Origin of the sequence: Pseudomonas sp. P8_229 (genome assembly GCF_034008635.1) — a bacterium.
Classification (GTDB): Bacteria; Pseudomonadota; Gammaproteobacteria; order Pseudomonadales; family Pseudomonadaceae; genus Aquipseudomonas.
The window spans coordinates 5,233,158-5,245,704 of sequence record NZ_CP125378.1; the positions used below are offsets into that span (position 1 = coordinate 5,233,158).

13 protein-coding genes and 4 tRNA genes are annotated in these 12,547 nt (G+C 56.5%); 14 read left to right on the forward strand and 3 right to left on the reverse strand.

Features of this window, described 5'->3' with window-relative positions:
* The first annotated feature begins 64 nt into the window (after positions 1-64).
* Positions 65-307 carry a hypothetical protein gene (locus QMK55_RS23535; RefSeq protein WP_320330065.1) on the forward strand — a complete coding sequence of 81 codons (243 nt, stop codon included), beginning with the start codon at positions 65-67 and terminating at the stop codon, positions 305-307.
* A 29-nt stretch (positions 308-336) separates the two neighbouring features.
* Entirely contained in the window at positions 337-1,086 is a 750-nt protein-coding gene (locus QMK55_RS23540; RefSeq protein WP_102355831.1) for a TerC family protein, read from the forward strand.
* Positions 1,087-1,158: 72 nt separating this feature from the next.
* Here QMK55_RS23540 and QMK55_RS23545 read toward each other — a convergent pair whose 3' ends face one another.
* Positions 1,159-1,326, reverse strand: a complete 168-nt coding sequence (locus QMK55_RS23545; RefSeq protein WP_178082123.1) for a hypothetical protein — start codon at positions 1,324-1,326, stop codon at positions 1,159-1,161.
* Between the two features lie 234 nt (positions 1,327-1,560).
* Here QMK55_RS23545 and QMK55_RS23550 point away from each other — a divergent pair, with 234 nt between their 5' ends.
* From QMK55_RS23550 to QMK55_RS23560, 3 genes are all read left to right on the forward strand, one after another.
* Positions 1,561-2,232 (forward strand): hypothetical protein, encoded by a 672-nt coding sequence (locus QMK55_RS23550; RefSeq protein WP_102355832.1) that lies wholly within the window; start codon positions 1,561-1,563, stop codon positions 2,230-2,232.
* 88 nt (positions 2,233-2,320) lie between these two features.
* Complete coding sequence (locus QMK55_RS23555) at positions 2,321-2,527, forward strand: DUF6021 family protein (protein ID WP_320330066.1); 207 nt, start codon at positions 2,321-2,323, stop codon at positions 2,525-2,527.
* A gap of 12 nt (positions 2,528-2,539) precedes the next feature.
* Complete coding sequence (locus QMK55_RS23560) at positions 2,540-2,746, forward strand: hypothetical protein (protein ID WP_102355834.1); 207 nt, start codon at positions 2,540-2,542, stop codon at positions 2,744-2,746.
* Between the two features lie 53 nt (positions 2,747-2,799).
* Here the strand turns inward: QMK55_RS23560 and pbpG are convergent, their stop codons facing one another.
* Positions 2,800-3,738: a D-alanyl-D-alanine endopeptidase gene (gene pbpG / locus QMK55_RS23565; RefSeq protein WP_102355835.1), complete on the reverse strand. Its 939-nt coding sequence runs from the start codon at positions 3,736-3,738 to the stop codon at positions 2,800-2,802.
* 229 nt (positions 3,739-3,967) lie between these two features.
* Positions 3,968-4,822: a bifunctional methylenetetrahydrofolate dehydrogenase/methenyltetrahydrofolate cyclohydrolase FolD gene (gene folD / locus QMK55_RS23570; RefSeq protein WP_320330067.1), complete on the reverse strand. Its 855-nt coding sequence runs from the start codon at positions 4,820-4,822 to the stop codon at positions 3,968-3,970.
* Between the two features lie 275 nt (positions 4,823-5,097).
* Between folD and QMK55_RS23575 the strand changes: the two genes are divergently transcribed.
* The 9 genes from QMK55_RS23575 (at position 5,098) to QMK55_RS23615 (ending at position 12,390) form a co-directional block, all read left to right on the forward strand.
* A tRNA-Arg gene (locus tag QMK55_RS23575) sits at positions 5,098-5,174 on the forward strand.
* A gap of 32 nt (positions 5,175-5,206) precedes the next feature.
* Positions 5,207-5,282, forward strand: a tRNA-His gene (locus tag QMK55_RS23580).
* A 57-nt stretch (positions 5,283-5,339) separates the two neighbouring features.
* A tRNA-Leu gene (locus QMK55_RS23585) sits at positions 5,340-5,424 on the forward strand.
* Positions 5,425-5,500: 76 nt separating this feature from the next.
* Positions 5,501-5,576: transfer RNA gene (locus tag QMK55_RS23590), tRNA-His, on the forward strand.
* Positions 5,577-5,974: 398 nt separating this feature from the next.
* The gene (gene tig, locus QMK55_RS23595) at positions 5,975-7,285 is read left to right on the forward strand and encodes a trigger factor (protein ID WP_102355836.1); all 1,311 of its coding nucleotides are present in this window, start codon (positions 5,975-5,977) and stop codon (positions 7,283-7,285) included.
* A 92-nt stretch (positions 7,286-7,377) separates the two neighbouring features.
* Positions 7,378-8,013, forward strand: coding sequence for an ATP-dependent Clp endopeptidase proteolytic subunit ClpP (clpP, locus tag QMK55_RS23600; RefSeq protein ID WP_003223631.1), 636 nt, complete (start codon positions 7,378-7,380; stop codon positions 8,011-8,013).
* Between the two features lie 112 nt (positions 8,014-8,125).
* On the forward strand, positions 8,126-9,409 hold the full coding sequence (gene clpX, locus QMK55_RS23605) for an ATP-dependent Clp protease ATP-binding subunit ClpX (RefSeq protein ID WP_003223632.1): 1,284 nt from the start codon (positions 8,126-8,128) through the stop codon (positions 9,407-9,409).
* 163 nt (positions 9,410-9,572) lie between these two features.
* Positions 9,573-11,969 carry an endopeptidase La gene (gene lon / locus QMK55_RS23610; protein ID WP_102355837.1) on the forward strand — a complete coding sequence of 799 codons (2,397 nt, stop codon included), beginning with the start codon at positions 9,573-9,575 and terminating at the stop codon, positions 11,967-11,969.
* A 148-nt stretch (positions 11,970-12,117) separates the two neighbouring features.
* Positions 12,118-12,390, forward strand: a complete 273-nt coding sequence (locus QMK55_RS23615; RefSeq protein WP_008077714.1) for an HU family DNA-binding protein — start codon at positions 12,118-12,120, stop codon at positions 12,388-12,390.
* Positions 12,391-12,547: the final 157 nt, after the last annotated feature.

Consider the following 12,547-nt stretch of genomic DNA (forward strand, 5'->3'; position numbering starts at 1 on the left):
CCCTAGAATGCCCAGCCATCGACGTGTGGTCTGTGACCCGGTCTGTTCATTCGAAGGAAACCTCATGAAATACACAATTCCAGCACTGATGTTTACGTCTTTACTGCTTATGGCCGGTTGCGACCAGGCCGAGAAAAGCGCTCAGCAGTTGATGGGCAAGGCGGCGGAAAGCGCCAAGCAGGCGATCGACGATACGCACAAAGCCGCTGAGCAAGCGCTCAGTGACGCCACCGGCGGCCTGATCGAGAAAAAAGCAGCACCGAAAAAAGACGAGGAAATATCCGAATCTTCCTCCAAGACCATCTAAACCGTCTTACAAAGAGTCAGGACTGACCCATGGAATATCTGTTAGAACTCGCCGCCAGCCCCGCCGCCTGGGTTGCTTTGGCCACACTGGTGGTGATGGAGATCGTGCTCGGCATCGATAACCTGATCTTTATTTCGATCCTGACCAACAAACTGCCTGTGCAGCACCGGCAGAAAGCCCGTCGCATCGGTATCGGCATGGCGCTGATCCTGCGTCTGGCCCTGTTGAGCACCATCGCCTTCATCGTGCAGTTGACCGAACCTGTGCTCGAAATCATGGGCCAGGCGTTCTCCTGGAAGGACATGATCCTGATTGCCGGTGGTCTGTTCCTGGTGTGGAAAGCCACGACCGAGATCCATCACAGCATGGACCCGGCGCCGGAAGACCCGAAAAGCGCAACATCGACTGTGACGCTGGGCTTTGCTGCCGCCATCGGTCAGATCCTGATGCTGGACATGGTGTTCTCCATCGACAGCATCATTACCGCAGTGGGCATGACTGAGCACTTGCCGATCATGGTGATCGCGGTGGTGGTATCGGTAATGGTGATGCTGTTTGCGGCCGAGCCTCTGGCCAGGTTCATCAACGACAACCCGACGGTGGTGATGCTGGCCCTGGGCTTCCTGATCATGATCGGCATGACGCTGATCGCCGAAGGCTTCGGCGCCCACGTACCGAAAGGTTATGTGTACGCGGCCATGGCTTTCTCGGCAGCGATTGAAGTGCTGAACATGATGTCGCGCCGGGCGAAGCAGAAGAAGCTGACTGAGCACGCGTAAGCACCGTAAAGCCAAAAGCCCCTTGAACGCTTGGCGTTCAGGGGCTTTTTTGTGGCTGGAGCATTTGCGGTTTCAGTGCGCGGTCGCGTGGCCTGCGCTGTGTTTTTGCGGTTTCTCGACCGCGGCAGGCGGCAGCGGGTGATGGTGGCGCCGGGCAATGCGCAGCACGCCCCACAGCATGGCGGCGGCAACGGCCAGCCAGCCGGCTATCAACATCACGATGGTCATGGTCAGGCTCATCAGTGCCTCCTCTTTGCCCTGCGTCGGGCGCACACTTTTTCAATTCGCTCTGTTTCAGTGACAGTCTAGTCAATGAGGTGTTTCAGACTATTGACCAAAGGTCGGTGATGACCAATCAGTTCGCTCTATGTAATCGATGGGTCTGTGGTTTAAGGCTATACCGCAGGCGTGCGCCGTCCTATGATCGCAGGCGTTGCCGGAACACGATGACCGGCGTCTGATCAGAGAGTGACGATGGTGCAGGTATTGACTCGATTGCGAGGGGCATTGCTGGTGGCCGGTTGCGCGGCCGTGTTGGCGGGGTGTGCGGGCAGTGTGGCGCCGCAGGTCAAGCGCCTGCCGGAGCGGGTCGAACTCAGCGGCACCTTCTATCGGGGTGAAGCCAACCAGAGTGGCCCGCAAGTGCTGGCCAGCCTGTTGTCGCAGCAGGGCGTCATGATCACGCCGGGCCTGCTCGAAAAACCGTTGCATCTGCCAGGTGCACAGGATCAGTTGCAGCAGAACCTGCAGAACCTTGCCCGCGAATACGGCATGGTGGTCTATCCGCTGGACAGCAACTTGCCGGCCTTGCTGACCCAGGTCGCGGCCGGTTATCCGGTGATGGTGCGTTTCAGCGAAGGCTCGGCGTTTTGGGCTGAACCACGTTACGCGATTCTTTCCGGTTACGACCGGCGCAAGCAGAAAGTGCTGTTGCGCGCTGGCATGAACCATCGTGAGTTGATGAGTTTCAGCGCCTTTGAATCGGCATTCGAAAAATCAGGTGGCTGGGCCGTGTTGATCCAGAAACCGTCGCAGATTCCCGCCGAGGTTGATCGCCAGCGCTGGCTCAAGGCTGCTGACGAATTGGCACAGGCCGGTCAGGAGCGTGAAGCGGCGCAAGCGAAGAAGGCCCTCGCGGCGCACTGAGTTCCGTTCGTCATTTGCCGGGCACCACTGGGCCCGGCAAGCCTCTTAAAGGAAACAACCTTCTTTGCGGTTGAATCAGGAGGCGAGCATGGCAGATTCCCCATCCCCCCAAGGCCCGCACTCGAGCGAGCATTCCTCGGGTCATGAGCTGGACTTCGATCCGGATTCGCCGGACCTCGATGACCCCCAGGTTGACCCGGTAGGCCCCGCCAAGGCACCGAAAGACGTACAGCCCGGTGAAGACAGCAAGCGCCCGGCCAAGCCTTATGACCCGTTGGCCGATCTGAAACCTTGAAGTGAGGTGCGTATGAGTACCGATTCCAGCTTCGACGATAAACATCCGGACACTGTGCCGACCACGCCCGAAGAAGAGGTGGATCCGGTGCTGGATCCGGACAGCCCGCTGCGTGATCCGCTCGCCCGACCCTATGTGGTGACGCCTGAGCATCATCGTGACCCGAGTGCCGGTGATGGCATTCCCGATGATGAGCAGATGCCGCTGCCCAATGACTGATTCACAGGCAATAAAAAGCCCCGAAATATCGGGGCTTTTTATTGCTGCGCGAATTACTTGGACGCTTCGACCACGCCGCTCTGGCGACTCTTCAGGTTTTTCTCGGCCTTGTATTGTTGCGCGACCGCCGGGACGCTGGCGCTCCGGCCGGTTTCCATCCAACTGCGGATGCGACTCGCATCAGCGAAATGGGTGTACTTGCCGAACGCGTCGAGAATCACCAGGGCGACTGGGCGGTTGCCCATCTTTGTGACCAATACCAGGCAATGCCCGGCCGGATTGGTAAAGCCGGTTTTGGTGATCTTGATGTCCCAGTCGGCCTTGTTCACCAGGTGATCGGTATTGCGGAAACCCAGTGTGTAGTTGGGTTTACGGAACGACACGGTTTTTTCCTTGGTGGTGGTCAGCTCACTGAGGATGGGGTGCTTGCTCGCGGCCACCAACAACTTGCTCAGGTCGCGGGCGGTGGAGACGTTACGCTCGGACAGGCCCGTTGGCTCAACGTAGTGCGTGTTGGTCATGCCCAGCGCCTTGGCCTTGGCGTTCATCGCTGCGATAAAGGCTGCGTAGCCGCCCGGATAGTGATGGGCCAGGCTGGCGGCAGCGCGGTTTTCCGAGGACATCAGGGCGATCAGCAGCATCTCTCGGCGCGGTAGTTCGCTGCGAAGCTTGACCCGGGAAAACACACCTTTCATTTCTGGCGTGTGACTGATGTCGACGTCGATCCATTCGTCCATGTTCTGGTGCGCTTCAACCACGACCAGTCCAGTCATCAGCTTGCTCACCGAGGCGATCGGCACGATCACGTCGGGGTTGCTCGAATAGATGACTTTATTGGTCTGCAAATCCATAAGCAGGGCGCTGCCGGAGGCGATTTTCAGTTGCGAAGCATCACGTGGCGCAGCGGTGGTTTCAGCGGCGTTGACAGTTGGCGTGACGAATGTGCCTGAAACAGCAAAAACCAGGCTCAGGATCGAAAGACGAATTTTCACGCGGGCGAACTCATAAAGGTTGGATATTCCGTTAGTTTGTAACGGGTTGTTTCTTAAAAACGTCGCATTCTAGGAGTATGGCTGAAGTTCTGTCGATGGTTGTTTGAATGACCTGAAAATCTCGTGAAAACGCCTGTAAAAAGAGGGGTTTCCGGCGAACGGTTAGTGTTTTTTCTCGGATACAAAAAACCCCGCACAGGGCGGGGTTCTTTTATTGGGGAAAAACGCCTCAGGCGTGCAGGGTTTCTGCCGCGTAGAGGGTGTTTTCCAGCAGGCAGGCACGGGTCATCGGACCGACGCCACCCGGAACCGGAGTGATCCAGCCGGCACGGGGCAGGGCGGTTTCGTACACCACGTCACCGACCAGCTTGCCATCGTCCTGACGGTTGATGCCGACGTCGATCACGATCGCGCCTTCCTTGATCCACTCGCCCTTGACCAGGCCTGGTTTGCCGGCAGCTACGACCACCAGATCTGCACGACCGACGTGGCCGGCCAGATCCTTGGTGAAACGATGCGTGACGGTCACGGTGCAACCGGCCAGCAGCAGCTCCATCGCCATCGGACGCCCGACGATGTTGGATGCGCCAACCACCACCGCGTCCAGACCATAAAGGTCCACACCCGTGCTTTCCAGCAAGGTCATGATGCCTTTCGGGGTGCATGGGCGAAGCAGCGGGATGCGCTGGGCCAGGCGACCGACGTTATAAGGATGGAAGCCGTCGACGTCTTTGTCCGGGCGGATGCGTTCCAGCAGTTTGGAAGCGTCCAGGTGCTCGGGCAGCGGCAGTTGCAGCAGCACGCCGTCGATGGCCGGGTCGTCGTTGAGGCGATCGATCAGATCGGTCAGCGCTTCTTGAGTGGTTTCGCAAGGCAGGTCGTAGGCTTGAGAGAGGAAGCCGACCTCTTCACAGTCTTTACGCTTGTGCGAGACATAAACCTGAGAGGCAGGATCGCTGCCGACCAGGATCACCGCGAGGCCGGGAGTGCGCAGGCCGTGCTGGCGACGCTCGGCAACTCGTTTGGCGATCTGCTGGCGCAGGCTGGCGGCGATCGATTTGCCGTCGATTAGTTGTGCAGTCATTGCGCGTGATTAACCATCGAGAGGGGAAAAAAAGAGAACGCATTCTCGCATGTCGAGCGGTGAGGGCAAAGGCGCTTGGTCAGCAAATTCCCCTAACTCCTTTAATTAAATGAATTTTTTTCAAAAAGGATTTGACGACCTTGGGAGCGCTCTATACTATTCGTCGCACTTGTCGGGCACAGCCTAGCACTGGTTAGGAAGGTCGAGCGGAATTACGGTTCTGCAAGGCTGGAAAGCATTTAGTTTGTAGTCCTTCAAGGGTACAGATTAATAAGGCGCCCGTAGCTCAGCTGGATAGAGCATCCGCCTTCTAAGCGGATGGTCGCAGGTTCGAGTCCTGCCGGGTGCGCCATTAGGCAGCTTTGGCACAAGTAACGCGATATGGTGGGCGTAGCTCAGTTGGTAGAGCACGGGATTGTGACTCCCGTTGTCGTGGGTTCGATCCCCATCGTCCACCCCATATTTCGAAAGGCGCCAGATGTAACAGTCTGGCGCCTTTGCTTTAAAAGCTTCATCTGCGGATGTGGTGGAATTGGTAGACACACTGGATTTAGGTTCCAGCGCCGCGAGGCGTAAGAGTTCGAGTCTCTTCATCCGCACCAATTAAAGCTTCATTCATGCCGCAGGCCTGGTGAGGTTCAGCAAAAAAGTCGAAAGGCTTGTTTGCACTGCAATATGGTGGGCGTAGCTCAGTTGGTAGAGCACGGGATTGTGACTCCCGTTGTCGTGGGTTCGATCCCCATCGTCCACCCCATATTTCGAAAGGCGCCAGATTTAACAGTCTGGCGCCTTTTTTGTTTTACGGCTTGTGGTTTGGTCGCGCAGGTTTCGGGTCGCAAGGGCGGGGCGTTTCGTCGTGCTCGTGAGCTGAGACTGTCGTGCCGACCGCCGGCCATGTTCACGGGATCGGCTGTCAGGGAGATGGCTCGCAGTTGCTTCTATATATAGAAGCGGTTGAAGCAGAGCCCTGGCGTGATGGTCCTTATTCGTCTTCGGGGTGGAGTGCATTGCTGCATTCACACCTATAAATGGCCTGCTGTTTTTTTACCCGTTTTCAGTAGGGTGACTTCTTGAGTTTGACCCACTAGAATGCATGCCCTTGATTCTGGGGTCGGAAACGGCCGGCTAACGTCTGTGCAACGAGGAATATCCATGCAAGTTTCTGTTGAAAATACTACTGCTCTTGAGCGCCGCATGAGCGTCACCGTGCCGGCTGAGCGCATTGAGAGCCAGGTCAACAAGCGTCTGCAGCAGACTGCCCAAAAGGCCAAGATTGCTGGCTTCCGTCCAGGCAAAGTGCCAATGAGCGAAATCAAGCGCCGTTTCGGTGCTGACGCTCGTCAGGAAGCTGTTGGTGATGTCATTCAGTCCTCCTTCTACGAAGCTGTGGTTGAGCAGAAGCTGAACCCTGCCGGTTCGCCTTCGATCGAGCCTAAGTCGCTGGAAGCAGGCAAGGACCTGGAATACGTAGCCGTATTCGAAGTGTTCCCTGAGTTCACTGTTGCTGGTTTCGACGGCATTACTGTCGAGCGCCTGAGCGCTGACGTGGCTGACGCTGATCTGGACAAAATGCTGGACGTCCTGCGCAAGCAGAACACCCGTTTCGAAGTGGCCGATCGCGCTGCTCAGAACGAAGACCAGTTGAACATCGATTTCGTTGGCAAGGTTGACGGCGAAGCATTCGCTGGCGGCTCCGCCAAGGGTACTCAGCTGGTGCTGGGTTCCGGTCGCATGATTCCGGGCTTCGAAGAAGGCCTGGTTGGCGCTAAAGCGGGCGAAGAGCGCGTTCTGAACCTGACCTTCCCAGAGGACTATCAGAACCTGGACCTGGCTGGCAAAACCGCCGAGTTCACCGTGACTGTAAACACCGTTTCCGAGCCAAAACTGCCTGAGCTGAACGAAGAGTTCTTCGCTCAATTCGGCATCAAGGAAACCGGTCTGGAAGGCTTCCGCACCGAAGTTCGCAAGAACATGGAGCGTGAACTGCGTCAGGCCATCAAGTCCAAGGTCAAGAATCAGGTAATGGACGGTCTGCTGGCCACCAACCCGATCGAAGTGCCAAAGGCTCTGCTGTCCAACGAAGTTGACCGTCTGCGCGTGCAGGCTGTTCAGCAGTTCGGTGGCAACATCAAGCCTGACCAGCTGCCGGCCGAGCTGTTCGAAGAACAAGCCAAGCGCCGTGTAGTGCTGGGTCTGATCGTGGCTGAAGTGGTCAAGCAATTCGACCTGAAGCCTGACGACGCCCGCGTTCGTGAAATGATTCAGGAAATGGCTTCGGCTTACCAAGAGCCTGAGCAGGTCGTGTCCTGGTACTACAAGAACGAGCAGCAACTGAACGAAGTTCGTTCGGTTGTGCTGGAAGAACAAGTTGTGGATACTGTTCTGCAGAAAGCTAGCGTGACCGACAAATCGGTCTCTTACGAAGAAGCGGTCAAGCCGGTAGAAGCTCCAAAAGCCGACTGATTGTTTTTGCGTTAAGAAGTACACACATAAGCCAGCCTTCGAGCTGGCTTATGCGTATTCAAGACATAACTATTTGGGAGTGACTGCAGAGCATGTTCCGTAATTCGTATATTCAGCAGAACTCTGATATCCAGGCCGCAGGCGGCCTGGTCCCGATGGTTGTCGAGCAATCTGCTCGTGGCGAGCGCGCCTATGACATCTACTCGCGCCTTCTGAAGGAGCGCGTAATTTTTCTGGTGGGTCCTGTAGAGGACTACATGGCCAACCTGATCTGTGCGCAATTGCTGTTCCTTGAAGCGGAAAACCCGGACAAGGACATCCATCTTTACATCAACTCCCCGGGCGGTTCGGTGACAGCGGGTATGTCGATCTACGACACCATGCAGTTCATCAAGCCAAACGTATCGACAACCTGCATTGGTCAGGCGTGCAGCATGGGTGCATTCCTGCTGACGGCCGGTGCTCCCGGCAAGCGTTTCTGCCTGCCGAACTCGCGCGTGATGATTCACCAGCCACTGGGCGGTTTCCAGGGCCAGGCGTCGGACATTGAAATCCATGCCAAGGAAATCCTCTTCATTCGCGAGCGTCTCAACACGCTGATGGCCAAGCACAGCGGTCGTACGCTTGAAGAAATCGAGCGTGACACCAACCGCGACAACTTCATGAGTGCAGAAGCTGCGAAGGAATACGGCCTGATCGACGAAGTCATCAGCCAGCGTCCCGCGTAAAATAAGCAGCTCAAAATAAGGTTGGTCGGCAGGTCCGACCACCAGCGGGCTTGAAAAAGCCCGCAATAGCCTTCATCTTGTGTTGCAAGCCTATCGGATTTGGATCGAACGAATGACTGACACCCGCAACGGCGAGGACAACGGCAAGCTGCTCTATTGCTCCTTCTGTGGCAAAAGCCAGCATGAAGTGCGCAAATTGATTGCCGGCCCCTCGGTCTTTATCTGCGACGAGTGCGTCGACCTGTGCAATGACATCATCCGCGAGGAGGTGCAGGAAGCACAGGCCGAAAGCAGCGCGCATAAATTGCCTTCGCCTAAAGAAATCAGCGGCATCCTTGACCAGTATGTAATCGGTCAGGAACGTGCGAAAAAGGTTCTGGCCGTAGCGGTGTACAACCACTACAAGCGTCTGAACCAGCGTGACAAAAAGGCTGACGACGTCGAACTCGGCAAGAGCAACATCCTGCTGATCGGCCCGACAGGCTCGGGTAAGACCCTGCTGGCCGAAACACTGGCCCGCCTGCTGAACGTTCCGTTCACCATCGCCGACGCAACCACCCTCACCGAGGCCGGTTACGTAGGTGAGGATGTCGAGAACATCATTCAGAAATTGCTGCAAAAGTGCGATTACGACGTGGAAAAAGCCCAGATGGGCATTGTCTATATCGACGAAATCGACAAGATTTCCCGCAAGTCCGACAACCCGTCGATCACCCGCGATGTTTCCGGTGAAGGCGTGCAGCAGGCCTTGCTCAAGTTGATCGAAGGCACGGTCGCTTCCGTTCCACCGCAAGGTGGCCGCAAGCATCCGCAGCAGGAATTCCTGCAGGTCGACACCCGTAACATCCTGTTCATCTGCGGTGGTGCGTTCTCCGGTCTGGAAAAGGTTATTCAAAACCGTTCCACCAAGGGCGGCATCGGTTTCAACGCAGAAGTGCGCAGCAAGGAAGAGGGCAAGAAAGTCGGTGAATCCCTGCGTGAAGTCGAGCCTGACGATCTGGTCAAGTTCGGTCTGATCCCGGAATTCGTCGGTCGTCTGCCGGTCCTCGCGACGCTGGACGAGCTTGATGAGGCTGCGCTGATGCAGATCCTCACCGAGCCGAAAAATGCTCTGACCAAGCAGTATGCCAAGCTGTTCGAGATGGAAGGCGTGGATCTGGAGTTCCGGACCGACGCACTGAAATCGGTCGCCAAGCGTGCCCTGGAGCGTAAAACCGGTGCCCGTGGTCTGCGTTCGATTCTCGAAGGTGTGTTGCTCGACACGATGTACGAAATCCCCTCGCAGTCCGAGGTGAGCAAAGTCGTCATCGATGAAAGCGTGATCGAAGGCAAGTCCAAGCCACTGTATATCTACGAAAACAGTGAGCCGACGGCCAAGGCAGCGCCGGACGCGTAAGCGTCCACTCTGTCGAAACAAAGAAGGGGCCTTCGGGCCTCTTTTTTTTTATGTCGTTTTTTACATCCGCTTTGCGCTTGTTTTTTTTCAAGGCAGCCCCCATCTTGGTTTCAAGCTTAATTCCATCTGATTACGGCCATATGGCCGCCGTAGAGGCGAAATCATGAAGACAACCATCGAATTGCCTCTCCTGCCATTGCGTGATGTCGTGGTTTATCCGCACATGGTTATCCCGCTGTTCGTGGGGCGCGAGAAATCCATCGAAGCCCTCGAGGCTGCGATGACGGGTGACAAGCAGATCCTGCTGCTGGCCCAGAGAAACCCGGCTGATGATGATCCCGGTGAAGACGCTCTCTATCGCGTAGGTACCATCGCCACTGTGCTGCAGCTGTTGAAGCTGCCGGATGGCACCGTCAAGGTTCTGGTCGAAGGTGAGCAGCGGGGCGCTGTAGAGCGCTTCAGCGAAGTCGACGGGCATTGCCGCGCCGAGGTCTCGCTGATCGACGAAGTCGACGCCGCCGAGCGCGAGTCGGAAGTTTTCGTGCGCAGCCTGCTGTCGCAGTTCGAACAATATGTACAGTTGGGCAAGAAAGTCCCGGCTGAAGTCCTGTCGTCGCTCAACAGCATCGATGAGCCTGGGCGCCTGGTCGACACCATGGCCGCGCACATGGCGCTGAAAATCGAACAGAAGCAGGAAATCCTCGAAATCATCGATCTGTCGGCCCGGGTCGAGCATGTGCTCGCCTTGCTGGATGCCGAGATCGATCTGCTGCAAGTTGAAAAACGCATTCGCGGCCGCGTCAAAAAGCAAATGGAGCGCAGCCAGCGCGAGTACTACCTGAATGAGCAGATGAAGGCCATTCAGAAGGAGCTGGGCGACGGTGATGAAGGTCACAACGAAATCGAAGAGCTGAAAAAGCGCATCGATGCTGCCGGCTTGCCGAAAGATGCTCTGGCCAAGGCCACCGCCGAGCTGAACAAGCTCAAGCAAATGTCGCCGATGTCCGCTGAAGCCACCGTGGTGCGCTCCTACATCGACTGGCTGGTGCAGGTGCCGTGGAAGGCACAAAGCAAGGTACGCCTCGACCTGGCGCGTGCTGAGGATATTCTCGATGCCGATCACTACGGCCTCGAAGAGGTCAAGGAGCGCATCCTTGAGTACCTCGCCGTGCAGAAGCGCGTGAAGAAGATCCGTGGGCCGGTGTTGTGCCTGGTCGGTCCTCCTGGCGTGGGTAAAACCTCGCTGGCGGAGTCGATCGCCCATGCCACCAACCGTAAATTCGTGCGTATGGCCCTCGGTGGTGTGCGTGACGAGGCGGAAATTCGTGGTCACCGCCGAACCTACATCGGTTCGATGCCGGGAAGATTGATTCAAAAGATGACAAAAGTGGGCGTACGCAACCCACTGTTCCTGCTTGATGAAATCGACAAAATGGGCAGCGACATGCGTGGCGACCCGGCGTCGGCGTTGCTGGAAGTGCTCGATCCGGAGCAGAACCACAACTTCAACGATCACTATCTGGAAGTCGATTACGACCTGTCCGATGTGATGTTTCTGTGCACCTCGAACTCGATGAACATCCCGCCGGCACTGCTGGACCGGATGGAAGTCATTCGCCTGCCAGGCTACACCGAAGACGAAAAGATCAACATTGCCGTCAAATACCTCTCGCCAAAACAGATCGCAGCTAATGGTCTGAAGAAGGGCGAACTGGAATTCGACGCGGAAGCGATCCGCGACATCATCCGTTACTACACCCGTGAAGCCGGTGTGCGTGGCCTCGAACGTCAGATCGCCAAGGTCTGCCGCAAAGCTGTGAAAGAGCACGCGCTGGAAAAACGCTTCTCGGTGAAAGTGACAGCTGATTTGCTGGAACACTTCCTCGGTGTGCGCAAGTTCCGCTACGGCCTGGCCGAGCAACAGGATCAGATTGGGCAGGTGACTGGCCTGGCCTGGACGCAGGTTGGCGGTGAATTGCTGACTATCGAAGCTGCTGTGGTGCCGGGTAAAGGCCAGTTGATCAAGACCGGTTCGCTGGGTGATGTAATGGTCGAATCGATCACTGCCGCCCTGACCGTGGTGCGCAGCCGCGCGAAGAGCCTGGGTATTCCCCTGGACTTCCACGAGAAGCGCGACACGCACATCCACATGCCGGAAGGGGCAACGCCCAAAGACGGCCCTAGTGCTGGTGTAGGCATGTGCACGGCATTGGTTTCGGCATTGACCGGGATCCCGGTGCGCGCCGATGTCGCCATGACTGGTGAGATCACCCTGCGGGGTCAGGTGCTGGCGATTGGTGGTCTGAAGGAAAAACTGCTCGCGGCCCACCGCGGCGGAATCAAGATTGTGATTATTCCGGAAGAGAACGTGCGCGATCTGAAGGAGATTCCTGACAATATCAAGCAGGATCTGCAGATTAAACCGGTTAAATGGATTGACGAGGTCCTGCAAATTGCGCTGCAATACGCGCCGGAGCCCTTGCCGGATGTGGCTCCGGAGATAGTTTCCAAGGACGAAAAACGTGAGTCTGATTCAAAGGAAAGAATTAGCACGCATTAATACGTTTTTGCCTGGGTGGCTTCCTTGACAGCTTTTTAGAGCCCTTGTTATAAAGCGGCTCTTAAGTGTCTGTAGGCCATTCAGCACTCGTTTTTGCTTTCACCAAAAAACTTAGAATCATCTCAAAATAGATATAAGGGGACTTAGAGTGAACAAGTCGGAACTGATTGATGCTATCGCTGCATCCGCTGATATCCCGAAAGCTGCTGCTGGCCGTGCGCTGGACGCTGTAATCGAATCCGTCACTGGCGCTCTCAAGGCTGGCGACTCCGTTGTTCTGGTTGGTTTCGGCACTTTCTCCGTGACTGATCGTCCAGCTCGCGTTGGTCGTAACCCACAGACCGGCAAGACGCTGCAAATCGCTGCTGCTAAAAAGCCAGGTTTCAAAGCCGGTAAAGCACTGAAAGAAGCGGTTAACTAAGTTAGTTTGTTTCAGGTTTTTACCCATCCGGGTCGGGGTCATGCCTGACTTGGCAGCGGAGCGGTAGAGCAGGTCGCTGAAGCAGTGGCTTGTAACGCCGGGATCGAGGGTTCGAGCCCTGTCCGCTCCGCCAGTTACGAGAAGGCGCATCCTCGGA

Bases quoted from the DNA above. Each gene is read 5' to 3' on its own strand.
- QMK55_RS23535 (WP_320330065.1), top strand. From the start codon at position 65: ATGAAATACACAATTCCAGCACTGATGTTTACGTCTTTACTGCTTATG.
- QMK55_RS23540 (WP_102355831.1), top strand. From the start codon at position 337: ATGGAATATCTGTTAGAACTCGCCGCCAGCCCCGCCGCCTGGGTTGCT.
- QMK55_RS23545 (WP_178082123.1), bottom strand. From the start codon at position 1,326: ATGAGCCTGACCATGACCATCGTGATGTTGATAGCCGGCTGGCTGGCC.
- QMK55_RS23550 (WP_102355832.1), top strand. From the start codon at position 1,561: ATGGTGCAGGTATTGACTCGATTGCGAGGGGCATTGCTGGTGGCCGGT.
- QMK55_RS23555 (WP_320330066.1), top strand. From the start codon at position 2,321: ATGGCAGATTCCCCATCCCCCCAAGGCCCGCACTCGAGCGAGCATTCC.
- QMK55_RS23560 (WP_102355834.1), top strand. From the start codon at position 2,540: ATGAGTACCGATTCCAGCTTCGACGATAAACATCCGGACACTGTGCCG.
- folD (WP_320330067.1), bottom strand. From the start codon at position 4,822: ATGACTGCACAACTAATCGACGGCAAATCGATCGCCGCCAGCCTGCGC.
- tig (WP_102355836.1), top strand. From the start codon at position 5,975: ATGCAAGTTTCTGTTGAAAATACTACTGCTCTTGAGCGCCGCATGAGC.
- clpP (WP_003223631.1), top strand. From the start codon at position 7,378: ATGTTCCGTAATTCGTATATTCAGCAGAACTCTGATATCCAGGCCGCA.
- clpX (WP_003223632.1), top strand. From the start codon at position 8,126: ATGACTGACACCCGCAACGGCGAGGACAACGGCAAGCTGCTCTATTGC.
- lon (WP_102355837.1), top strand. From the start codon at position 9,573: ATGAAGACAACCATCGAATTGCCTCTCCTGCCATTGCGTGATGTCGTG.